18 protein-coding genes are annotated in these 22,388 nt (G+C 72.1%); 8 read left to right on the plus strand and 10 right to left on the minus strand.

Features of this window, described 5'->3' with window-relative positions; genetic code table 11:
• Positions 1-10: 10 nt before the first annotated feature.
• The 7 genes from murD to rsmH all read right to left on the minus strand — a co-directional run bounded on the left by murD (position 11) and on the right by rsmH (position 9,330).
• The gene (murD, locus tag ACH4RG_RS12380; protein ID WP_397916389.1) at positions 11-1,456 is read right to left on the minus strand and encodes a UDP-N-acetylmuramoyl-L-alanine--D-glutamate ligase; all 1,446 of its coding nucleotides are present in this window, start codon (positions 1,454-1,456) and stop codon (positions 11-13) included.
• Positions 1,438-2,508, minus strand: coding sequence for a phospho-N-acetylmuramoyl-pentapeptide-transferase (mraY, locus tag ACH4RG_RS12385; protein WP_274029596.1), 1,071 nt, complete (start codon positions 2,506-2,508; stop codon positions 1,438-1,440). The genes murD and mraY overlap by 19 nt, the downstream gene beginning before the upstream one ends.
• Positions 2,505-3,926 (minus strand): UDP-N-acetylmuramoyl-tripeptide--D-alanyl-D-alanine ligase, encoded by a 1,422-nt coding sequence (gene murF / locus ACH4RG_RS12390; protein ID WP_397916390.1) that lies wholly within the window; start codon positions 3,924-3,926, stop codon positions 2,505-2,507. The genes mraY and murF overlap by 4 nt, the downstream gene beginning before the upstream one ends.
• A 4-nt stretch (positions 3,927-3,930) precedes the next feature.
• Positions 3,931-5,649 (minus strand): UDP-N-acetylmuramoyl-L-alanyl-D-glutamate--2,6-diaminopimelate ligase, encoded by a 1,719-nt coding sequence (locus ACH4RG_RS12395; protein ID WP_397916391.1) that lies wholly within the window; start codon positions 5,647-5,649, stop codon positions 3,931-3,933.
• 40 nt (positions 5,650-5,689) lie between these two features.
• Positions 5,690-7,678 carry a peptidoglycan D,D-transpeptidase FtsI family protein gene (locus ACH4RG_RS12400; RefSeq protein WP_397916392.1) on the minus strand — a complete coding sequence of 663 codons (1,989 nt, stop codon included), beginning with the start codon at positions 7,676-7,678 and terminating at the stop codon, positions 5,690-5,692.
• A 4-nt stretch (positions 7,679-7,682) separates the two neighbouring features.
• Positions 7,683-8,303 carry a septum formation initiator family protein gene (locus ACH4RG_RS12405; RefSeq protein WP_398539474.1) on the minus strand — a complete coding sequence of 207 codons (621 nt, stop codon included), beginning with the start codon at positions 8,301-8,303 and terminating at the stop codon, positions 7,683-7,685.
• A 61-nt stretch (positions 8,304-8,364) separates the two neighbouring features.
• Entirely contained in the window at positions 8,365-9,330 is a 966-nt protein-coding gene (gene rsmH / locus ACH4RG_RS12410; RefSeq protein ID WP_398539475.1) for a 16S rRNA (cytosine(1402)-N(4))-methyltransferase RsmH, read from the minus strand.
• Positions 9,331-9,764: 434 nt separating this feature from the next.
• Between rsmH and ACH4RG_RS12415 the strand changes: the two genes are divergently transcribed.
• The 4 genes from ACH4RG_RS12415 (at position 9,765) to ACH4RG_RS12430 (ending at position 15,403) form a co-directional block, all read left to right on the plus strand.
• Complete coding sequence (locus tag ACH4RG_RS12415) at positions 9,765-10,328, plus strand: carbonic anhydrase (protein ID WP_251145170.1); 564 nt, start codon at positions 9,765-9,767, stop codon at positions 10,326-10,328.
• A 247-nt stretch (positions 10,329-10,575) separates the two neighbouring features.
• A complete protein-coding gene (locus tag ACH4RG_RS12420; RefSeq protein WP_397916395.1) occupies positions 10,576-11,619 on the plus strand; it encodes an AAA family ATPase in 1,044 nt (347 codons plus the stop codon).
• Complete coding sequence (locus tag ACH4RG_RS12425) at positions 11,619-12,986, plus strand: DUF58 domain-containing protein (RefSeq protein ID WP_397916396.1); 1,368 nt, start codon at positions 11,619-11,621, stop codon at positions 12,984-12,986. Before ACH4RG_RS12420 ends, ACH4RG_RS12425 begins: the two co-directional genes overlap by 1 nt.
• Positions 12,983-15,403 carry a DUF3488 and DUF4129 domain-containing transglutaminase family protein gene (locus ACH4RG_RS12430; RefSeq protein WP_397916397.1) on the plus strand — a complete coding sequence of 807 codons (2,421 nt, stop codon included), beginning with the start codon at positions 12,983-12,985 and terminating at the stop codon, positions 15,401-15,403. Before ACH4RG_RS12425 ends, ACH4RG_RS12430 begins: the two co-directional genes overlap by 4 nt.
• Before the next feature lie 238 nt (positions 15,404-15,641).
• Here ACH4RG_RS12430 and ACH4RG_RS12435 read toward each other — a convergent pair whose 3' ends face one another.
• The 3 genes from ACH4RG_RS12435 to ACH4RG_RS12445 all read right to left on the minus strand — a co-directional run bounded on the left by ACH4RG_RS12435 (position 15,642) and on the right by ACH4RG_RS12445 (position 17,678).
• The gene (locus ACH4RG_RS12435; RefSeq protein ID WP_397916398.1) at positions 15,642-16,046 is read right to left on the minus strand and encodes a DUF3040 domain-containing protein; all 405 of its coding nucleotides are present in this window, start codon (positions 16,044-16,046) and stop codon (positions 15,642-15,644) included.
• A 247-nt stretch (positions 16,047-16,293) separates the two neighbouring features.
• The gene (locus ACH4RG_RS12440) at positions 16,294-17,052 is read right to left on the minus strand and encodes a methyltransferase (protein ID WP_397930493.1); all 759 of its coding nucleotides are present in this window, start codon (positions 17,050-17,052) and stop codon (positions 16,294-16,296) included.
• Between the two features lie 98 nt (positions 17,053-17,150).
• On the minus strand, positions 17,151-17,678 hold the full coding sequence (locus tag ACH4RG_RS12445) for an SAV_6107 family HEPN domain-containing protein (protein ID WP_397916400.1): 528 nt from the start codon (positions 17,676-17,678) through the stop codon (positions 17,151-17,153).
• 165 nt (positions 17,679-17,843) lie between these two features.
• Here ACH4RG_RS12445 and ACH4RG_RS12450 point away from each other — a divergent pair, with 165 nt between their 5' ends.
• The 4 genes from ACH4RG_RS12450 (at position 17,844) to ACH4RG_RS12465 (ending at position 22,358) form a co-directional block, all read left to right on the plus strand.
• Positions 17,844-18,602 carry an ATP-binding cassette domain-containing protein gene (locus tag ACH4RG_RS12450; RefSeq protein ID WP_397916401.1) on the plus strand — a complete coding sequence of 253 codons (759 nt, stop codon included), beginning with the start codon at positions 17,844-17,846 and terminating at the stop codon, positions 18,600-18,602.
• The gene (locus ACH4RG_RS12455) at positions 18,574-20,661 is read left to right on the plus strand and encodes a YhgE/Pip family protein (protein WP_397930491.1); all 2,088 of its coding nucleotides are present in this window, start codon (positions 18,574-18,576) and stop codon (positions 20,659-20,661) included. Before ACH4RG_RS12450 ends, ACH4RG_RS12455 begins: the two co-directional genes overlap by 29 nt.
• Positions 20,662-20,714: 53 nt before the next feature.
• Complete coding sequence (locus tag ACH4RG_RS12460; RefSeq protein WP_397916403.1) at positions 20,715-21,326, plus strand: TetR/AcrR family transcriptional regulator; 612 nt, start codon at positions 20,715-20,717, stop codon at positions 21,324-21,326.
• Between the two features lie 414 nt (positions 21,327-21,740).
• Positions 21,741-22,358 carry a DUF4126 domain-containing protein gene (locus ACH4RG_RS12465; protein ID WP_397916404.1) on the plus strand — a complete coding sequence of 206 codons (618 nt, stop codon included), beginning with the start codon at positions 21,741-21,743 and terminating at the stop codon, positions 22,356-22,358.
• The last annotated feature ends 30 nt before the right edge of the window (positions 22,359-22,388 follow it).

Raw genomic sequence — 22,388 nt, forward strand, 5'->3', positions numbered from 1 at the left:
GCCCGGTCGGTCAGGCGCTCTCGTCGGCGCGTGCGCGGACCGCGTCCGCGAACGCCTCGCCCCGCTTGTTGTAGTTGGTGAACATGTCCATCGAGGCACAGGCCGGGGCCAGCAGTACCGTATCGCCCGGCCGGGCGAGCTCGGCCGCCCGCGCGACCGCTTCGGACATCGCCCCAGTGTCGGTCCGGTCGAGGTCGACCACCGGGACTTCGGGGGCGTGTCGCGTCAGGGCTTCGCGGATCAGCGCCCGGTCGGCGCCGATCAGCACGACCCCGCGCAGCCGCTTCGCCGCGCCGGTGACCAGCTCGTCGAAGGTGGCGCCCTTCGCCAGGCCGCCCGCGATCCAGACGATGGAGTCGTAGGCGGCGAGGGAGGCCTCGGTGGCATGGGTGTTGGTGGCCTTCGAGTCGTCCACGTAAGCGACTTCGCCGATGTCCGCGACGTGCTCGATGCGGTGGGCGTCCGGCCGGAAGGCGCGGAGTCCGTCGCGGACCGCGGCCGGTTCCACGCCGAAGGCGCGGGCGAGGGCGGCGGCGGCGAGCGCGTTGGCGATGTTGTGCGGGGCCGGCGGGTTGACGTCGGTGACCTCGGCCAGTTCCTGGGCCTGCTTCTGACGGTTGGCGACGAACGCCCGGTCGACGAGGATGCCGTCGACCACGCCGAGCTGCGAGGGGCCGGGGGCGCCGAGGGTGAAGCCGATGGCCCGGCAGCCCTCTTCGACGTCCGCCTCGCGCACCAGGTCCTCGGTGGCCGGGTCGGCCGCGTTGTAGACGCAGGCGACCGTGTTGCCCTCGTAGACGCGGCCCTTGTCCGCGGCGTAGGCCTCCATCGAACCGTGCCAGTCGAGGTGGTCCGGGGCCAGGTTGAGGACGGCGGCGGAGTGGGCCCGCAGCGAGGGCGCCCAGTGCAGCTGGTAGCTGGAGAGTTCGACGGCGAGGACGTCGTACTCGGTCTCCCCGAGCACCGCGTCCAGCAGGGATACGCCGATGTTGCCGACGGCCGCGGTGCGCAGACCCGCGGCCTGAAGGATCGAGGCCAGCATCCGTACGGTCGTGGTCTTGCCGTTGGTGCCGGTGACCGCGAGCCAGGGGGCGGCCTCGCGGCCGTTGGTCCCGCGCAGTCGCCAGGCCAGTTCGACGTCGCCCCAGACCGGGACGCCCGCCTCGGCGGCAGCCAGGAAGAGCGGCTTGTCCGGCTGCCAGCCGGGGGCGGTGACGACGAGTTCCGTGGACGGCGGCAGGGTCGCGCCGTCACCGAGGCGCACGGTGATGCCGAGCGCCTCCAGTTCCGCCGCCTGCGCGCGGGCGCGCTCGTCGTCGCCGTCGTTGACGACGGTGACGAGCGCGCCGCGCTCGTGCAGGGCGCGGGCCGCGGGGATCCCGCTGACGCCGAGCCCGGCGACGGTGACGTGCTTGCCCTGCCAGTCCACGGTGCTGCTCACTTCTTGGCTGCCCATCCCGCGTAGAAGAGGCCGAGGCCGACGATCACGCACATGCCCTGGATGATCCAGAAGCGGACCACGACAAGGACTTCGGACCACCCCTTGAGTTCGAAGTGGTGCTGGAGCGGTGCCATCCGGAAGACCCGCTTGCCGGTCATCTTGAACGAACCGACCTGGATGACCACGGACATGGTGATCATCACGAAGAGGCCGCCGAGGACGGCCATCAGGAGCTCGGTCCGGGAGAGGATCGCGAGGCCCGCGATCGCGCCGCCGAGGGCGAGCGATCCGGTGTCGCCCATGAAGATCTTGGCGGGGGAGGTGTTCCACCACAGGAAGCCGAAGCAGGCGCCCATCAGGGCGGCGGCGACGACGGCGAGGTCCAGCGGGTCGCGTACCTCGAAACAGGCGCTCGGGTTGGTCAGCTTGTCCGCGTTGGCGCAGGACTCCTGGAACTGCCAGAGGCCGATGAAGGTGTAGGCGCCGAAGACCATCACCGAGGCGCCGGTGGCCAGACCGTCGAGGCCGTCGGTGAGGTTCACGCCGTTGGACATGGCGAGGATCATGAACAGCGCCCAGACGCAGAACAGCACCGGGCCGATCGACCAGCCGAAGTCCTCCACGAAGGAGAGCCGGTCGGAGGCCGGAGTGCTGCCCGCGGAGTTGGGGAACTGGAGCGAGAGCACCGCGAAGGCGATGCCGACGATCAGCTGTCCCGCCATCTTCGCCTTGGCCCGCAGACCGAGCGAACGCTGCTTGACGATCTTGATGTAGTCGTCGAGGAACCCGACGAGCCCCATGCCGGTCATGAGGAACAGCACGAGGACGCCGGAGTAGCGGATGTCCTCTCCCGTGAGGACCTTCGCGAGGAGGTACGCGATGACCGTCGCCAGGATGAAGGCGATGCCGCCCATCGTGGGCGTGCCCTTCTTGCTGCCGTGCGTGCGCGGGCCGTCGTCCCGGATGAACTGCCCGTATCCCTTGCGGGCCAGCAGCTTGATCAGCAGCGGAGTACCGACCAGGGTCAGAAAGAGCCCGATGGCCCCCGCGAAGAGGATCTGCCTCATCGGCCGGCGACCTCGCCCTCGGTCGAGTTCTCCAGCAGTGCCAGGGCGACCTTCTCCAGGCCGACCGACCGGGACGCCTTCACCAGCACGACGTCTCCCGGGCGCAGTTCACTGCGCAACAGGTCGACGGCCGCCTGTGCGTCGGACACGTGCACCGACTCCTCACCCCACGAACCCTCGTTATATGCGCCCAGTTGCAGCCAGGAGGCTTCTCTCCCCCCGACAGCGACGAGCTTGCTGACGTTGAGCCGGACGGCGAGCCGTCCGACCGCGTCGTGCTCGGCGAGCGACGCGTCACCGAGCTCGGCCATCTGACCGAGCACCGCCCAGGTGCGCCCCCCGTCGGCCCCTCGGGCCTGGCCCATGGCAGCCAGCGCACGCAGTGCGGCTCTCATGGATTCGGGGTTCGCGTTGTAGGCGTCGTTGACGACCGTCACACCGTCCGGACGCTCGGTGACCTCCATGCGCCAGCGGGAGAGGGTGCCCGCCTCCGAGAGCGCCTCGGCGATCTCGGTCACGGACATGCCCAACTCATGGGCGACGGCGGCCGCGGCGAGCGCGTTCGACACGTGGTGCTCACCGTACAGGCGCATGGTCACGTCGCTGCACCCGGTGGGTGTGTGGAGCTCGAAGGCGGGCCGTCCGTCGGCGGTCATCCTGACCTTCTCGCCCCGTACGTCCGCTTCCGGGGCTTCTCCGAAGAGCAGGACGCGGGCGTTGGTGCGCGAGGCCATGGCGCGGACGAGCGGGTCGTCCGCGTTGAGCACGGCGCAGCCGTCCTCGGGCAGGACCTCGACCAGCTCGCCCTTGGCCTGGGCGATGGCCTCCCGGCTGCCGAACTCGCCGAGGTGCGCGGAACCGACGTTCAGGACGAGGCCGATGCGGGGCGGGGTGAGGTCGGCCAGGTAGTGGATGTGGCCGACGCCGCGGGCCCCCATCTCCAGGACCAGGTGCTCGGTCTCGGCGGTGGCGGTCAGCGCCGTGACCGGCAGGCCGATCTCGTTGTTGAGGGAGCCGGGCGTCCAGACGGTCGGGCCCTTGCGCTGGAGGAGCTGCGCGATCAGGTCCTTGGTGGACGTCTTGCCCGCGGAGCCGGTCAGTCCGACGACGGTGGTGCCGAGGCGTTCGACCACGGCACGTGCGAGGGCTCCGAGCGCGCCGACGACGTCGTCCACGACGATCGCCGGAACACCGACGGGGCGGGCCGCCAGTACGACCGCGGCACCCGCCTCGACGGCGCGCCGGGCGTAGTCGTGGCCGTCGACCCGTTCGCCGGCGAACGCGGCGAACAGGCTGCCCGGCGCGACCTCGCGGGAGTCGATGACGACGGGTCCGGTCACGGTGACTGCCGGATCCGGTATGTCGTACGACTGCCCGCCGACGATTTCGGCGATCTCGGCGAGGGAAAGGGTGATCACTTGGTCATCCCTGACTGTTGTTCTCGAGGTGAGGGGCGCGGTCCGCGGCGCCGGGGCGCGTCAGGGACCGCTCGATGGCTGCGTGCAGGACTTTGCGGTCGTCGAAGGCGCGTACCACCCCGTGGATGTCCTGGCCCTGTTCGTGCCCCTTGCCCGCGACGAGGACGGTGTCGCCCGCCTCCGCGCGGGCGACGGCGGCGGCGATGGCCGAGGCGCGGTCGGCGTCGACCAGCACGTCGCCGCGCTCGTGGACGGGCACTTCGGCGGCGCCGGAGAGCATCGCGGCGAGGATCGCGAGGGGGTCCTCGGAGCGGGGGTTGTCGGAGGTCAGCACGGCGGTGTCGGCGAGCCGGGCGGCTGCCGCGCCCATCGGGCCGCGCTTGGTGGTGTCGCGGTCGCCGCCGCAGCCGAGGACGATGTGCACCTTGCCCTCGGTGACCTTGCGCAGGGAGCGCAGTACGGACTCGACCGCGTCGGTCTTGTGCGCGTAGTCGACGACGGCGAGATAGGGCTGTCCGGCGTCCACCCGCTCCAGCCGGCCGGGGACCCCGGGGACGGCCGCGATACCGTCGGCGGCGGTCTGCGGGTCGACGCCCGCGACGGCCAGCGTGACGATGGCGGCGAGGGTGTTGGCGACGTTGAACGGGCCGGGCAGCGGGGCACGGGCGGTGATCCGCTCGCCCTGCGGACCGACGGCGGTGAAGGTGCTGTCCTGCGGCCCGACCTCGACGTCCTCGGCGTGCCAGTCGGCGTCCGGGTGGCCCTCGGCGGAGAAACTGGTGACCGGCACCCCGGACTCGGTGAGGAGCCTGCGGCCGTACTCGTCGTCGAAGTTCACGACGCCGCGGTGGCTGCGTTCGGGGGTGAACAGCTGGGCCTTGGCCTGGAAGTAGTCCTCCATGCCGGAGTGGAACTCCATGTGCTCCGGGCTGAGGTTGTTGAAGACGGCGACGTCGAAGACGCAGCCGTCGACCCGGCCGAGCACCAGGGCGTGACTGGAGACCTCCATCGCGACGGCCTCGACGCCGCGTTCGCGCATGACGGCGAACAGGGCCTGGAGGTCGGTGGCTTCGGGGGTGGTGCGCTCGGACTTGATGCGCTCGTCGCCGATCCGCATCTCGACGGTGCCGATCAGCCCGGTGGGGCGTCCGGCGGCGCGCAGTCCGCCCTCGACGAGGTACGCGGTGGTGGTCTTGCCGGAGGTGCCGGTGATGCCGAGCTGGAGGAGGCCGATGCCGGGCCGCCCGTAGATGTCGGCGGCCAGCTCGCCCATGACGGCGCGCGGGTTCTCGGTGACCAGCACCGGCAGGCCGGTGGCCGTGGCGCGCTCGGCGCCGGCGGGGTCGGTGAGGACGGCGGTGGCGCCGAGGCCGGCGGCCTGGGCCGCGAAGTCGGCGCCGTGGAAGCGGGCGCCGGGCAGGGCCGCGTACACGTCTCCGGGTCGCACGGCCCGCGAGTCGTGGGTGATGCCGGTGACCTCACCGGTCCCGGCCGTTCCGACGCCGAGCCGGTCTGCCAGCTCGCCGAGAGGGGTGGGCCGGAGCCGGTCCGGTCGGGGCGCTCCCGGGTAGGTCACAGGCGCGTCCTTCTGAGAGGTTTGGGACTGATCAGCGTGGGGCACGGCGGTGAGCGTACCGGGCCGGTGCGGCGTCTCGCCAAGCGAGGGACCCTGGTTCCGGCGGTTCTCGTTCCGGTTCCCTGGATCGGGGGTGATGGTTGTCACTGAGGTTTCCCTTGGAGGAGATGCTCGCGCATCCCCGTGTTCACTCGCCGGGCTTGAAGGACACCGGCAGCCGGGGCGGCTCGCTGCCGGACGGTGGGGTCTGGAGCGTCTTGAGCGCGAACTCCATGACCTGCTTGTAGATCGGGCCGCAGATCTGGCCGCCGAAGTAGCTGCCCTTGGTGGGATTCTGGATCGCGCAGTAGACGGTGACCTGTGGGTTGTCGGCGGGCGCGAAGCCCGCGAAGGAGGCGGTGTAGCCCCGGTAGACGCCGCGGACGGGGTCGACACGGTTGGCGGTGCCGGTCTTGCCCGCCACCCGGTAGCCGGGGATGGCGGCCTTGGTTCCGGTCCCTTCCCGGTCGTCGACGACGGACTCCAGCATCGTCGCCAGGGTCTTGGCGGTCTTCTCGCTGACCACCCGGTTCTCCTCGGGGGCCTCCGCGGCGGTGAAGCGCCCGTCGGAGCCCTTGGCGCCGCGGACGAGGGTGGGGGCGATCCGTACGCCGCCGTTGGCGATGGTGGAGTAGACCGAGGCGGCCTGGACGGCGTTGAGCGAGAGGCCCTGGCCGAAGGGGATCGTGTACTGCTGCGAGGTCGACCAGTCCTTGGGGTGGGCCAGCAGTCCCGGCGACTCCCCGGGGTAGCCGAGCCCGGTCCTGGAGCCGAGGCCGAACTTGCGCAGGTAGGAGTAGAGGACCTGGTTGGCCTCCGCCTGGGTCTTGCCGAGCTGACCGGTCGCCAGGATGGTGCCGATGTTGCTGGACTTGGCGAGGACCCCGTTGAGCGTGAGGTACCAGGTGGGGTGGTCCACGTCGTCCTTGAAGAGCCGGTCGCCGCGGTGCAGCCGGTTGGGGACGGTGACGTGGGTGCCGGGTGTGGCGGCCTTCTCCTCCAGTACGGCGGCCATGGACATGACCTTGCTGGTGGAGCCGGGCTCGTACACGTCCTGGAGGGCGGCGTTGCCGAGGGAGGCGGAGGTCGCCTGGGAGAGGTCGTTGGGGTCGTAGCCGGGGGCGTTGGCCATGGCCAGCAGCTCGCCGGTCCGCGTGTTCTGCACGATGACGTAGCCGCGGTCGGCCTTGGACTTCTCGACCTGGTCGCTGATGGCCTTCTGGGCGGCCCACTGGATGTCGCGGTCGATGGTCAGCTCGATGTCGGAGCCGGGCACGGCCGGAATCTCGCTGCTGCCCGCGGTGGGGACCCGGCGGCCGCCGGCCTGGGCGTAGCGGATCCTGCCGTCCTCGCCCGCGAGTTCCTTGTCGAGCTGCGATTCGAGGCCGCCGCCGCCCTTGCCGTCGGCGCTGACGAATCCCAGTATCCCGGCGGCGAGATCCCCGTTGGGGTAGACGCGCTTGGTGGTCGGCACCTGGAGGACGCCGGCCAGGACGTTGGCTCCCGGACCACCCTTCAGCTTGTCCTCGTACGCCTTCTCGGCGAAGACGGACTTGAGGTCCTTGATCTGCTTCCAGACCTGAGGGGTCTGCCGGTAGGCGAGGACGGTGTAGCGGGACTTCGGCGTCGAGAGCTTCTTGACGAGCTCGTCGACGTCCTTGCCGAGGATCGGGGCGAGCAGGGCCGCCGCCTGCTGGGGCGCGTCCGGGGCCTTGCTGTCCTCGGGCGTGAACATCTTCGGGTCGGCCGTGATGTTGTGCGCGTCCACGCTGGTGGCGAGCGCGACACCCTTGCGGTCGGTGATCTCGCCTCGCTCGGCGGCGACCGTGTACTCCAGGTAGCGGTTCTTCTCGGCCTTGGCCGCGTACGCGCTGGCGTCGACGGCCTGGACCTGGAGCAGGCGGGCCACGAAGGCCAGCATGACCAGCGTCAGCCCGAGGCTGACGAGCCGGAGCCGGGGGCGGGGACTGCCGAGGCGCAGGGAGCGCTGTGCGCCTGGGCGCGCGGTGGTGCGACCCGGGGCGGAACGGGGGCGGCGGGCCGGTGGGCGCGCGCCGGAGCGGCCGGATCCTGACCCCCCGTTACGGGGGCGGGCCGGGCCGGGTACGCGGCGGCGCGGCGGTTCCTTGGGCGGCACTGCGTCACCTGCCGGGGCTCGTCGGGGGCGGGGGGCTCTCCGCCGCGGGGGCGGTTGCGGGGTCGGGCTCGGTAGCGGGGACGGATCCGGAGGGCGAAGCGGAGCCGGAGGGTACTGCGGGGGCCCCGGCAGTGGCGGGGGTCCCGGCAGTGGCGGGGGTCCCGGCAGTGGCGGGGGCCCCGGCGGTGGCGGGGGTCCCGGCGGTGGCCGAGGCGGTGGGGCTCGGCGTGGGGCTGGGGCTCGGCGACGGCGGGGCGGTGGCCTCGGTGGGGTTGCCGCGGACCGTGCCGTCGGGGTTCAGGAAGGCGGGGCTGCCGCCGGGGACCATGCCCAGTTCCCGGGCCCGGCGTTCCAGCGCGCCGGGCTGGGAACGGCTGTCGACGTCGCGCTGGAGCGCCTGCTGCTCGTCGGTGAGCTCGGTGGTGTCCCGCTTCAGTTCGCTGAGCCTGAACGATCCTTCGTTGAGCGCGGAGTTCAGCAGGAGCAGGGTGATGAGCCCGCCGCCCAGGAGCAGGACGACCAGCAGCACGAAGGGGGTGCGGGCCGCGGTGCTGGGCCCGGTGGACGGCATCAGCCGGGCGAGCCGCGCGGCCCGCCCCTTCAGCGGTGCGGCCGGTTTGCTCACCGCACGGCTCCCCGGTCGCCCGGTGCCGGGCGACCGCTTCGCGTCGGGCGACGCCGGGTGTTCATCGCTCCTCCGCGCGGATGCGCTGGGCGCCGCGCAGCCGGGCGGGGGCGGCGCGCCGGTTCTCGGCGACCTCCTCCTCGGTGGGCAGCTCGGCGCCCCGGGTGAGCTGCTTCAGCCGGGGCTGGTAGCGCTCCGGGACGACGGGCAGTCCGGGGGGCGCGGTGTTGGCGGCGCCGGCCGCGAAGACCTGCTTGACCAGCCGGTCCTCCAGCGAGTGGTAGGACAGCACGGCGATGCGGCCACTGACGTCGAGGCACTGGACGGCGGCCGGAATGGCCCGCTCCAGGACGCTCAGCTCGCCGTTGACCTCGATGCGCAGGGCCTGGAAGGTCCGCTTCGCGGGGTTGCCGCCGGTGCGCTTGGCGGCCTGCGGCAGCGCGTCGCGGATCAGCTCGACGAGCCGGGCGCTGTTGCTGAACGGCTCCTTCTCGCGCTCGCGCACGACGGCGGAGACGATCCGCTTGGCCTGCTTCTCCTCGCCGTACGCGCGCAGGATCCGGACCAGTTCGCCGGGCGGATAGGTGTTGAGCACCTCGGCGGCCCCCATGCCGGTGCTCTGGTCCATCCGCATGTCGAGCGGGGCGTCCTGGGCGTACGCGAAACCGCGGTCGGCCTCGTCCAGTTGCATGGAGGAGACCCCCAGGTCGAACAGCACGCCCTGGACTTTGGGGATCCCGAGCCGCGCGAGGACCTCGGGGAGCTCGTCGTAGACCGCGTGGACGAGGGTGGCGCGGTCGCCGTAGGGGGCGAGCCGTTCACCGGAGAGGCGGAGCGCCTCCTTGTCGCGGTCCAGGGCGATCAGCCGGGCGGTGGGGAAGGAGGCGAGCAGCGCCTCGCTGTGACCGCCGAGGCCGAGGGTGCAGTCGACGACCACGGGGTGCGGGTGGGCCGGGTCCTGGAGAGCCGGGGCCAACAGGTCCAGACACCTCTGGAGCATCACGGGGACGTGTCGGGTCTGGCTCAAGGCGCCCTCTCAGGCTCTGTCCCGCGCGGCCGGCACGTACGTCCTGGTCCCCGCCCGCTCTGAAGGGGAGGTCCGCCGGCGCCGGGGAAGAGGCGTCGGCCGACCGAGAGCGGGAGAGGGCCGGGTCGCACGTACGCCGCACATCACGGGGGAAATACGGAATATGCAGGAGGTGCAGGAGGTGCGGTGCGATGGGGCGGTGGGTACGGCGGGTGGTCGGTGACTTCGCGTTACTTTAGTCCACCCTGCCATTCGATCGATTCACGATCAACGAACCGGGCAGCGAGTCGCGCCACCCGTCCGGATGCGACGAACCCACCCGAACGGGTGCATCCCCGCGAGTCTTGTGCGTTAGCTCACAACCAGCCGAGTTGACGTTTTTTGTCCGCTCTCACGGCACGCCCGGGCCGGGCGGGAAGGCTAACGTCATATCCATGTCGACTTCTGCTCACTCTCCCGCCGAGTCCGTGACGTCCACCGCTGCGGCGGTCCGCGAGGGGGGCCAGGTCACCGACCGGCTCGTCGCACTGAACGCCGGGTACGCCAAGGACTTCCGCGATCCGGGCATGGACGCGCGCCCCGTCCTCCAGGTGGCCGTGGTCGCCTGCATGGACGCCCGTCTCGACCTGCACGCGGCGCTCGGCCTGGAGCTCGGCGACTGCCACACCATCCGCAACGCGGGCGGCGTGGTCACCGACGATGTGATCCGCTCACTGACCATCAGCCAGCGGGCGCTCGGCACCCGCAGCGTGGTCCTCATCCACCACACCAACTGCGGCCTGGAGTCCCTCACCGAGGACTTCCGGCAGGAGCTGGAGCGCGAGGTGGGCCAGCGTCCGGTCTGGGCGGTCGAGGCCTACTCGGACGCGGACCAGGACGTGCGCCAGTCGATGCAGCGGGTGCGCACCTCGCCGTTCCTGCTCCACACGGACGACGTGCGCGGGTTCGTCTTCGACGTGACCACCGGTCTGCTGCGCGAGATCCACTCCGTTTCCTGAACGCACTCTCGCTCTCCGGCCCTCCGCCGCACCTCACGCACGCATCACCGCACCTTGTGGTGCCGAAATCGCGACAGACGCTGACATTTCACACCCACTTATCCACAGGCGAGTGACACGAAGCGGTAACGGCAACAAGAATGCGGGTGTGACATCCCCGGGTCTTCCGGAGGAGTGTCCGATTTTTCGGGGTGGGCCGCGCGGGTACGCGCGACGGCCCCTGCGCAAAAGGGCCGAGGAGGGCCGGGTGACGACCTATGACGATCGAGCGAGCCTCACGGATCTGACCACCACAGCAGAGCGGGTACGCAGGTCGGTGGAGGGTGTGATCGAGGGCAAGCCCGAGGTCGTACGGCTATCGCTGACGGTGCTCCTCGCCGAGGGCCACCTCCTCATCGAGGACGTCCCCGGTGTCGGCAAGACCATGCTGGCCAAGGCGCTGGCACGGTCCATCGACTGTTCGGTGCGGCGGATCCAGTTCACTCCGGACCTGCTGCCCTCGGACATCACCGGTGTGTCGATCTTCGACCAGCAGCGGCGGGAGTTCGAGTTCAAGCCGGGTGCGATCTTCGCCCAGATCGTGATCGGCGACGAGATCAACCGCGCCTCGCCGAAGACGCAGTCGGCGCTGCTGGAGTCGATGGAGGAGCGCCAGGTCACCATCGACGGGCACTCCTACGAGCTGCCCGACCCGTTCATGGTGGTGGCCACCCAGAACCCGGTCGAGATGGAGGGCACCTACCCGCTGCCCGAGGCCCAGCGCGACCGCTTCATGGCCCGGGTCTCCATCGGTTACCCCAGCCCGGAGGCCGAGCTCCAGATGCTCGACGTGCACGGGGGCGTCTCCCCGCTGGACGACCTCCAGCCGGTGGCCCACGCCCACGACATCGTGAAGCTGATCGACGCCGTCCGTACGGTGCATGTCGCCGACGCCGTGCGGCGCTACGCCGTGGAGCTCGTCGGGGCCACCCGGAGCCACCCCGATCTCAGGCTCGGCGCCTCCCCGCGGGCGACGCTGCACCTGCTGCGCGCCGCGAAGGCGTCCGCCGCGCTCAGCGGGCGCGACTACGCCCTGCCGGACGACGTGCAGGCGCTGGCCACACCGGTGCTCGCGCACCGGCTGCTGCCCACCGCCCAGGCCCAGCTGAACCGCCGCACGGCGGAGCAGGTGGTCCTGGAGATCATCCAGCGCACCCCCGTGCCGACCTCGGCCGGTGGTACCGCGCCGGCCGGGCCGGAGCCGGGCCGTCCGCTGTACCACCAGCAGCAGCCCGGGGCACGGCGGCTGTGATGGCGGCCGGCGAGCCCGGCGCCGTGGAGGACGGCGACAGGAAGGGCGGCCTGCGGGCGGCCCTGGGCGGACTGACCACCCGGGGACGCTCGTTCCTGGCCGCCGGTCTCGCCGCCGCCGTCTGCGCGTACGTCCTGGGCCAGGGCGATCTGCTGCGGGTCGGACTGCTGCTGGCCGTGTTGCCCCTGGTCTGCGTGACCGTGCTCTACCGCACCCGCTACCGGGTGACGGGCACCCGGCGGCTCTCACCGTCGCGCGTGCCCGCGGGCGCGGAGGCCCGGGTGCACCTGCGGATGGAGAACGTCTCCCGGCTGCCCACCGGTCTGCTGATGCTCCAGGACCGTGTTCCGTACGTCCTCGGACCGCGCCCCCGCTTCGTCCTGGACCGGGTGGAGGCGGGCGGCCGACGCGAGGTGTCCTACCGGGTCCGCTCCGACCTGCGGGGACGCTATCCGCTGGGCCCGTTGCAGCTGCGGCTCAGCGACCCGTTCGGGATGTGCGAGCTGACCCGCTCCTTCAGCGCGTACGACACCCTCGTCGTCATCCCGCGCACGGAGCCGCTGCCCGTACTGCGGCTGGCGGGCGAGGCCTCCGGATACGGCGACGGGCGGCAGCGGTCCCTCGCGCTGGCCGGTGAGGACGACATCATTCCGCGCGGCTACCGGCACGGCGACGATCTGCGCCGGGTCCACTGGCGCTCCACCGCCCGCCACGGCGAGCTGATGGTGCGCCGTGAGGAACAGCCGCAGCGGGCCAGGTGCACGGTCATGCTGGACACCCGGGGGGTCGGCTACCAGGGCGCCGGGCCCGACTCCGCCTTCGAATGGGCGGTCTCCGGGGCGGCCTCGGCGCTCGTGCACATGCTGGAGCGCGGCTTCGCCGTACGGCTGCTCACGGACGACGGGAACGCGGTGCCCGGCGAGGGGTCGGGCGGTTACGCGGGCTCGACCCAGGAGTCCGCGGACTCGGCGGGCCTGATGCTCGACACCCTCGCGGTGGTCGGCCATTCCGACGGCGGGGGCCTCTCGCGCGCCCATGACGTGCTGCGCGGCGGCAACGAGGGACTGCTCATCGCCTTCTTCGGCGATCTGGACGAGGAACAGGCCGCGGTCGCGGCCCGAATGCGGCAGCGGGCCGGGGCGGGGGTCGCCTTCGTCCTGGACAGCGCCGCCTGGGCCGGCGACGAGGACGGCACGGGGCGGTCCGAGGAGCGGCTGCGGCGGCTGCGCGAGGCGGGCTGGACCGCGGTGCCCGTGGAGCCGGGGGCCGAACTGCCCGCGTTGTGGCAGCTGGCGGGCGGGATGCGCACGGATTCACCGTCGGCCACGAGCGGCGGCGCGACAGGTTTCACGGGGAGATGGTCATGAGCGGGCGGGCCAGGCTGGCGCTGTGCGCCTATGCGGCGACAGTGCTGGCGGCGGGGGCGCTGATCCCGCTGGTGGAGGGGGTCGACTGGCTGGTGCAGGCGGCGGTGCTGCTCGGCGTCCAGAGCGGGGTGGGCGCCCTCGCGCGCCGGGTGCCGCTGGCGAGGACGCTGACCATCGGCGTCCAGACGCTGGTCACCCTGCTGCTGCTGACGCTGGTGTTCGTCCGGGACCACGCCCTGTTCGGGGTGGTGCCGGGGCCCGGGGCCCTCATGCGCCTCGGTGAGCTGCTGGTGGCGGGCGGGGAGGACGTCGGCACGTACGCCATCCCGGCCCCGATGACCGACGGCATCAAGCTGCTGGTGGTCGGCGGGGTGGTCCTGATCGGCCTTGCCGTGGACGCCCTGGCGGTGACCTTCCGCAGCGCGGCCCCCGCGGGACTGCCCCTCCTCGCCCTGTATTCGGTCGCGGCCGGTCTCTCCGACGGCGGAGCGAGCTGGCTGTGGTTCCTGCTGGCCGCCTCCGGCTATCTGCTGCTCCTGCTGGCGGAGGGCCGGGACCGGCTCTCCCAGTGGGGCCGCGTCTTCGGTGGCGCCTCACGGAATTCGGGCGGTCTGGCCGACGGGCTGGCCGGGGTGGGCGGTGGCTCCTCCCCCGTCCGGACCGGGCGGCGGATCGGCGTGTTCGCGCTCGGCATCGCCCTGGTGGTCCCCCTGGCCCTGCCCGCCCTGGACAGCGGCCTGCTGGGCGGCGACGGACCGGGGAACGGCAGGGGCAGCGGCGGCGGCACCATCTCCGCGGTGAACCCGCTGGTATCGCTGCAGAACAACCTCAACCAGCCGGACAACCGGGAGGTGATGACGTACCGCAGCAACATCGAGGACCCGCAGAGTCTCTACCTCCGGATCCTGGCCCTGGACGAGTTCAACGGCAGCGAGTGGCGCTCCTCCACCCGTCGGCTGACGGACGTTCCCGACCGCCTCCCGCAGCCCACCGGTCTCGGCAGGGACGTCTCCGTCACCGAGGTCCGGACGAACATCTCCGCGTCGCGCTCCTACCAGCAGACCTATCTGCCGCTCCCCTACCCGGCCAGCGAGGTCCGCGTCGGCGGTCGCTGGCGGTACGAACCCGAGGGCCGCACCCTGGTCGGCGACGACGGGCAGACCACGCGCGACGCGCGGTACGAGGTCGGCAGTCTGGTCGTCGAACCCACGGCGGACCAGCTCGCGGCTGCGGGCTCACCGCCCCAGGAGCTGGTCCGCGAATACACCCAGGTTCCCGGCTCCCTGCCGAAGGTGGTCGCCGAGACCGCCGAGCAGGTCACCGAAGGGGCGTCCAACGCCTACGAGCAGGCCGTGAAACTCCAGGACTGGTTCGCGTCCGACGGCGGCTTCACGTACGACACGACGGTCACCTCCGGGACGGGGTCGTCCGCCATCGCCCGGTTCCTCCGCGACAAGGAGGGCTTCTGCGTCCACTTCTCCTTCTCGATGGCCGCGATGGCGCGGACGCTGGGTATCCCGGCCCGGGTGGCGGTGGGCTTCACCCCGGGGACCGTGAAGGCGGACGGAGCGATGTCGGTCGGGCTGCGCGACGCGCACGCCTGGCCCGAGCTGTATTTCGAGGGGGTCGGGTGGACCCGGTTCGAGCCCACCCCGAGCCGGGGCAGCACGCCCTCGTGGACCCGTCCCGAGGTGCCCACGGACAGCGCCGGCGACGCCGCCGAGCCCTCCGCGGACACCTCCGAGGAGCCGTCCGCGGCGCCCTCCGCCGACGACAGCTGCCCGCCGCAGTTGCGTCAGGAAGGCGGGTGCGGTCCCTCGCAGGAGCCGGGAGCCGCGCTGCCGACCGACCGGGGCACTCCGCTCTGGAAGGTGCTGCTGGTGGTCCACGCGGCGGTCCTGCTGGTGGCGGCGTTGGCGTTGTCGCCGCTGCTGTGGCGGATACGGACGCGGAATCGCCGGCTGGGCTCCGGGGGCCGGACGCCCGCGGACGCCGCCGCGCGGACGCTGGCTGTCTGGCGGGAGCTCACCGATACCGCCTGGGACCACGGCATCGCGCCGGACGGGTCGCTGACGCCCCGGAAGGCGGCGGCCAGGATGGTGCGGCTGGGACGCCTCGACACCACCGCGGCCGAGGCGGTGCGCCGGATCGCGGGCTCGGTGGAACAGGTGCTGTACGCCGCCGAGCCGCGCCCCTCCTCGGGACTGGCCGAGGACGCGCAGTCTGTACGGGCGGGTCTGCGGGCATCGGCCGACCGCTCGACCCGGCTGCGGGCAACGCTCCTGCCCCGATCGTCCGTCCGGGTGGTGTGGGCCCTCGCGGAGCGCCGGTCGGCTCTGGCGGAGCGATGGGCGGGCCGCCCGGGAGCCGGTCGCTGGACGGCCCGACTGCGTCGCCTCACACGTCAGCACGGGTGAGGCGGTCGGGGGCGAAGCACCACAGAGCCTCCGGTCCCGACCCCTTTTAGGGTCGGGACCGGAGGCTCTGTGGTGACCGGCCACGGCACCACTGCCGACGGCGCGGTCGGACCCGGGGCACCGTGACAACGGCTCCCGTGGAACGGCTGAGGGGCGGTCGCGGAAAACGCGGCCACCCCTCACCCATCGGTGTCACGTGCCTCCGCCGGCCCTGCGGAGAAGAGCAGGGCCGAGGCGTCTACTGGCCCTGTTCGTCGCGGCGGCGCTGCCACCGCTGCTCGATGCGGTTCATCATCGACCGGCGTTGTCTCGGTCGGCGGCCTGCGCCGCTGTCCCCGCCGCCTGCGGCAGCCGACTGTTGCTCACCGGGCTTGGGCGCCTTGCGCCATCCGGTGACCGCGAGCACGGCACAGCCGAGCATGACGAGGAACCCCACCACGCTGATCCAGATCTGCTGGGCGACCATTCCGGCCATGAGGAGCGCGATACCCACCAGAAAGCCAGCGACCGCCTGGTAGACCCTTTTCCGGGTGTACGTACGCAGTCCGCTTCCCTCGAGCGCTGTCGCGAACTTGGGATCTTCGGCGTACAGCGCTCGCTCCATCTGCTCGAGCATGCGCTGCTCGTGCTCCGAGAGCGGCACGGGATCCTCCTCGTCGTCGGCCGCGGGGGCGACCGGTATGCGGCCCTTCCAGGATAGGCAGGGATTCGCCCCCGTGAAACCCGCCCTCTAGCGCTCAGCCAGTCCGGACCGCTATGTCGGCTCGGCTGTTGAGGCGTAGATTCCCCGACGACCGATCCGCCATGCCGGATGGTGTCACCCGATCATACGGGGCGTACGCCCGGTACGGGGGTCCTGAGTCCCACTCCGTCCGCGCTTGCGTTGCTGATCAGCGGCGCTTCTCGCCCAGAACGTGGAGCTGGGTGGCGACGGAGTGGAACGCGGGCTGCTCGGCGGCGGCCGCTTCGAGCTTGAGGAGCGCCTCCACGGCGCCGGGCTCGGTGTCCACCAGGACGCCCGGCACGAGGTCGGCGAAGACCCGGACCCCGTGCACCGCGGCGATCTCCAGACCGGCCGAGGAGACCAGGCCGGAGAGCTGCTCGGCGGTGAACCTACGGGGCACCGGGTCCCCCTCGCCCCAACGGCCCGCCGGGTCGGTGAGCGCCTGCCGGGCCTCCGTGAAGTGACCGGCGAGCGCGCGGGCCAGGACGGCTCCGCCCAGGCCGGCCGCCAGCAGGCTGAGCGCGCCGGAGGGCCGCAGCGCCTCGACCGCGTTGCGCACGCCCTCGGCGGGCTCGTCGACGTACTCCAGGACGCCGTGGCAGAGCACCGCGTCGAAGCCGTCGCGCTCCACGACGTCGAACAGCCCGAGGATGTCGCCCTGGACTCCCCGGACCCGGTCGGCGACCCCGGCCTCGGCCGCGCGGCGCTCCAGCGCGAAGAGCGCGTTGGGGCTGGGGTCGACGACGGTGACCCGGTGGCCGAGCCGGGCCGCGGGCACGGCGAAGTTGCCCGTGCCGCCGCCGGTGTCCAGAACATCCAGGGCGTCCCTGCCGGTCGCTGCGACCTGACGGTCCAGAGCGTCCTTGAGGACCTCCCAGACCACGGCGGTACGGAGGGAGGCGCGGGGGCGCGGCTGGTCCGACACGGCAGATGACTCCTCGGCAACGTGCCGCCGGGGACGGCGGAGCGTGAACAGTGCGGGTGATGAGGTGAGCGGTCACCACCCTATTGCCTCGCCTCGGGTCACCCGCCGCCCGGAGGCTCCGGGCGTGGTTGCGGAAGCACCGGCTGGAGGACCAGGAGCCGTTCCACCAGGCGCAGGAACATGGCCGCGTCGCGCAGCAGGTCGTCGGCGTCGCGCCCGTCGGCGGCGCCCGGCACGCCGGCCTCCGCACGGGCCCGGCGCAGGGCGCCCGCGGCGAAGAGGGCGCTCCATTCGGTCAGTTCCGGTGCTGTCTCCGGGAGGACCTCCCAGGCACTGCGGATGCGTTCACGGCGGCGCTTGTTCGTCTCGGGGCGGCCTCGGGCGGCCAGCACGGCCGCCGCGGTTCGCAGGGCGGCGAGGTGCGCGGTGGCGTACCGCTCGTTCGGATCGTGGAGCACGGCGGCCTCTTCGAGGCCGGAGCGGGCCTTGGCGAGCAGTTCGAGAGCGGCGGGCGGCGCCGTGCCGCGGCGCGGCACGGGGTGGACATCGCCGGCCGGACCGGTCAGTGAGGGGGCAGGGCTGCCTGCGCGGCGCCGCGGGGCGGCGGCTGCGGACGAGCTGGCCATGACGAACCTCCTGTCGTCGTGTGACGGCTTCGTGGCCGTCTGTGTCCATGGTGGCGGCCCCCACTGACAATCACCCTCGCCACTCCCCTGACCTGCCGTTTTGCTTCGAGCGCGCGTTCGGTCTACCTTTTCGCACTGACTGGTCAGTTCAAAAGGGGAGGGTCTGTGGAGAGCCCGCACGGCGCGGCTGTCGCCGCCGAGGACTTCGGACTGGAAGGACCGCGCGGCCGGGTCTTCCGGAACGTGACGTTCACTGCCGAGCCAGGAACGCTGGTGGCCATCGAGGGACCGTCCGGATCGGGCCGCACCTGCCTGCTGCTCGCCCTGACCGGCCGGATGCGCCCCACCGGGGGCCGCGCCGAGACCGGCGGGCTGCGACTGCCCGAGCAGGCCGCCGCCGTCCGCCGGATCGCCGCCCTGGGGCCGGTCCCCGGAGTCAGCGAGCTGGACCCCGCCTTCACCGTCGCCGAGCACCTGGGCGAACGCGCCCTCCTCCAGGGCCGCTACGGCGCCTCCCTGCGCACCCTGCTGCGCCCGCGCGCCGAACGCCGGGCAGCGGCCCGGGCCCGGGTCGACGGGGCCCTTGAGGCCGCGGGGCTCGACCTGGCCGCCCTGCCCAAGGCGGGGCGCACCTCCGTGCGGGATCTGGAGCGTCTTGAGGCGCTGCGGCTGTCCGTCGCGCTGGCGCTGATCGGCCAGCCGCGGCTGCTCGCCGTCGACGACACCGATCTCAAGCTCTCGGACACCGAACGCGACCGGGCCTGGGAGCTGCTGCGCGCCGTGGCCGACGCCGGGACGACCGTGCTCGCCGTGTGCAGCGAGGCCCCCGAGAACACCCAGGTCGTGAGTACCGCGCCCGTCACCGAGGAACCCACCACCGATGAGGAGACGGCCGATGCGTTCGCCGAAGCTGGCCGCGCTTGAGTTGAAGCGGTTCGGGCGGGGGAGGCTGCCGGCCGCCGCGCTGGTGGCCCTGCTGCTCCTGCCCCTGCTGTACGGGGCCCTGTACCTGTACTCCTTCTGGGACCCGTACGGAAAGCTCGACAAGCTGCCCGTCGCCCTGGTCAACGACGACAAGGGGGCCACCAGTGACGGGAAGCGCGTCGCGGCCGGGGACGAGATCAGCGAGAAGCTGCTCGAATCCAAGGTGTTCGACTGGCACGAGGTGAGCCCCGCCGAGGCCGAGAAGGGCGTCGAGGAAGGTACCTACTACCTCTCGCTGACCATGCCGTCGGACTTCAGCGAGAAGATCGCTTCCAGCGGCGGGGACTCCCCCGAGACCGGCGCGCTCCAGGTGCGGACGAACGACGCGAACAACTACATCGTCGGGCAGATCTCCAGGACGGTCTTCGGAGAGGTGCGCGTCGCCGCCTCCACGAACGCCTCCCGGGGCTTCCTGGACCGCATCTTCATCAACTTCTCCGATCTGCACGACAAGACCGCGGAGGCGGCCAAGGGCGCCGACGACCTCAAGGGCGGCATCTCGAAGGCGAAGCAGGGTTCCAAGGACCTCGCGGACGGTCTCAAGGACTCCAAGGCGGGCAGCAAGAAGCTCTCCGACGGGATCGTCAAGCTGAACCAGGGCTCGCGGGATCTCGCCACGGGTTCCGCCCGGGTGGCCGGAGGCACCCAGGTCCTGGCCGACAAGGTCAACGGGATCGCCGATGACGTGCGCCCCTTCTTCCGGGACAACGGGAAGTCCATCCGCGACACGGCCCGGCTGGTCGCCGACACCTCCGGGGCCGTACGGCACAACCTCGACCTGCTGGTGAAGAGCGCGCCCACCGCCGCCGTCGGCGCCGAGGAGGCGGCCGAGGAGCTGACCGAGATCCATCGCACCCGGTGCGAGGAGGCGGAGGAGCCCGACGCCGCGGTCTGCCCCCCGCTGGAGCGCGCGAAGGTCACGGCCGTCGACGTCGCGAAGATCGCCGCCGATGTGAACACCCTGGTCACCAACCAGAACGGCGACCTGAAGAAGTTGAGCACCCAGTTGACCGCCTTCCAGAAGCAGGCCGACGACCTCGCGAAGCGCGCGCCGACGCTGGACGACGACCTGGCGTCGGCCGTGGCCAAGGTCAACGAGCTGAACACCGGCGCCCAGAAGGTCGCCAAGGGCGCGCGGGCGCTGCACACCGGACTCGGCGGTGCGCAGACCGGCTCCAGCGATCTGGACACCGGCGTCGGCAAGCTGAAGACCGGCGCGGAGAACCTGGACGGCGGACTCTTCCGGCTCGGCGACGGCTCGACCGAGCTGGCCCGGGGCCTCAACGACGGCGTCGACAAGATCCCGGACTACGACAAGAAGGACCGCGACGCGCGGACCGACGTCATGGCCGACCCCGTACAGCTGGCCTCCAAGTCACTGCACGAGGCACCCAACTACGGCACCGGCTTCGCCCCGTACTTCATCCCGCTCTCCCTGTGGGTCGGCGCGATGGTGGCGTACATGCTGATCCAGCCGCTCAACAAGCGGGCGCTCGCCGCCGGGGCCTCCTCGTGGCGGATCGCGCTCGCCGGCTGGCTCCCGGTCGCCGCCATCGGCGCGCTCCAGGTCGGCGCCCTGATGGCCGTCCTGCACTGGGGTCTCGGCCTCCGGATGACCCACGCCGCCGGAACGATCGGCTTCCTGGCTCTGGTGACCTGCTGCTTCGCCGCGATCGTGCAGTGGCTGAACGCCTGCTTCGGAGCGGCCGGGCGGATCCTGGTGCTGGTGGTGCTGATGCTCCAGCTGACGTCGGCCGGGGGCACGTACCCCGTCCAGACCAGCCCCGGCTTCTTCGGCGCGATCCACCCGTACCTCCCCATGACGTACGTCGTCGAGGGGCTGCGCAGGCTGATCACGGGTGGCCCTCTCGGCCCGGTGTGGCTGGGCTGCGCGGTGCTGGGGATCTTCACCGTCGGCGCGCTGGCCCTGACCGCGTTCACCGCCCGCCGCAAGCAGGTGTGGAGCCTGAGCCGGCTGCACCCGGAGCTGAGCCTGTGAACGGGCCGGGAGCCGCGCCTGCGAGCGCGGCGGGGCCTGAAAGAATCGGCGTCATGGAAAGCAGTGGCACCACGCGCCGCCAGGCCACCCGGCAGAGGCTCTACGAGGCGGCGGTGACGCTCATCGCCGAGAAGGGGTTCTCGGCGACCACCGTCGACGAGATCGCCGAGCGGGCCGGGGTCGCCAAAGGCACGGTCTATTACAACTTCAAGAGCAAGACCGAGCTGTTCGAGGAGTTGCTCCGGCACGGCGTGGGTCTGCTGACGGCCTCGCTGCGGGCCGCCGCCGAGGAGTCCGAGGAGCGCGGCGGCACCCGGGTCGAGGCGCTGGACGCGATGATCCGGGCCGGACTCGCCTTCATGGACCGCTACCCGGCCTTCACCCAGCTGTACGTGGCCGAGCTCTGGCGCACCAACCGCGCCTGGCAGTCCACGCTGCTGGTGGTACGCCAGGAGGCCGTCGCGGTCGTCGAGGACGTGCTGCGGGAGGCCGTGAGCAGCGGTGAGCTGAGCGAGGAGATCGACATCCCGCTGACGGCCGCCGCGCTGGTCGGAATGGTGCTGGTGGCGGCGCTGGACTGGCAGGCGTTCCAGCCGGAGCGCTCGATCGACGAGGTCCACTCGGCGCTGTCCCTGCTGCTGCACGGGCGGGTCAGCGGGCACTGAGGCCGGCCGGGAACACCCGGTCCTGGGCGTTCTGGCGTCCGGGGCGTTCCGGCCGTCCGGGTCCGGAGACGTACCGGGAAAGCCGAAGACGCCGGCCGCTGGAGTTCGCATCCCCCGCGAACCTCACCGGACCGGCGTCTTCCGTGCTTCCGGAAACCCGTTCCCCGTGACCCCGTGTCCCCCGTGGTCCCCGGGCCTCCGTCGTACACCCCCGTTGCGTCGGGGGAACCGCGCCGTTCCGCCGCCCCGTGCCGGCGGTCCTGGCGCAGCGCCCCTTCCGTGGTCATCACTCTGCCGTCCCCGCAGGTGGGGGCCTATCCGCACAGCTACTCATCTCCGTCCCTGAGTACGGGTACTCAGGGCCCCGCGCCGAACCCCACCCGGGTCCCGCGCGGGGTCGTTACGATCGCCTGCGTGTCGGTCATCCCCCTGGTGTTCACAAGCGGCTGGGCGAGCGGAATCAACGCGTACGCGGTGGTCCTGCTGCTCGGTCTGTTCGGCGCGACCGGCGTGTCCGACGAGGTGCCCGCCGCCCTGCAGCGCACGGACGTCCTGTTCGTGGCCGGTGTGCTGTTCCTCTGCGAGGCGGTGGCGGACAAGATCCCCTACGTGGACTCGGTCTGGGACACCGCGCACACCGTGATCCGCCCGGTGGCCGGGGCGGTGGTCGCCGCGCTGCTGGCCGGGGAGAGCGGTTCGCTCCCGGAGCTGGCGGCGGGTGCGATCGGCGGGTCCACCGCGTTGATGAGCCATCTGGTGAAGGCCGGCACGCGGATGGCCGTCAACACCTCCCCGGAGCCGTTCAGCAACGTCGGGGTGAGCATCGCCGAGGACCTCGGGGTCGCCGGAGTCATCACGTTCGCCCTGTTCAACCCGGTGGCGGCCGCCGTGATCGCGGCCGTGCTGCTGGTGCTCGGCATCGTCACCGTGCTCTTCCTCGCCTCGCGGATCCGCCGCTTCCTGCGCCGCCGGGCCCAGGGCCGCGAGGGAAGGTGGCCGGCGGGCACGGGCGGACCCCGGCCTCCCGGCTGAGCTGTCAGTGCCGGTCGATAAGGTCACCGG

This window comes from Streptomyces sp. NPDC021019 (assembly GCF_044333295.1).
Classification (GTDB): domain Bacteria; phylum Actinomycetota; class Actinomycetes; order Streptomycetales; family Streptomycetaceae; genus Streptomyces.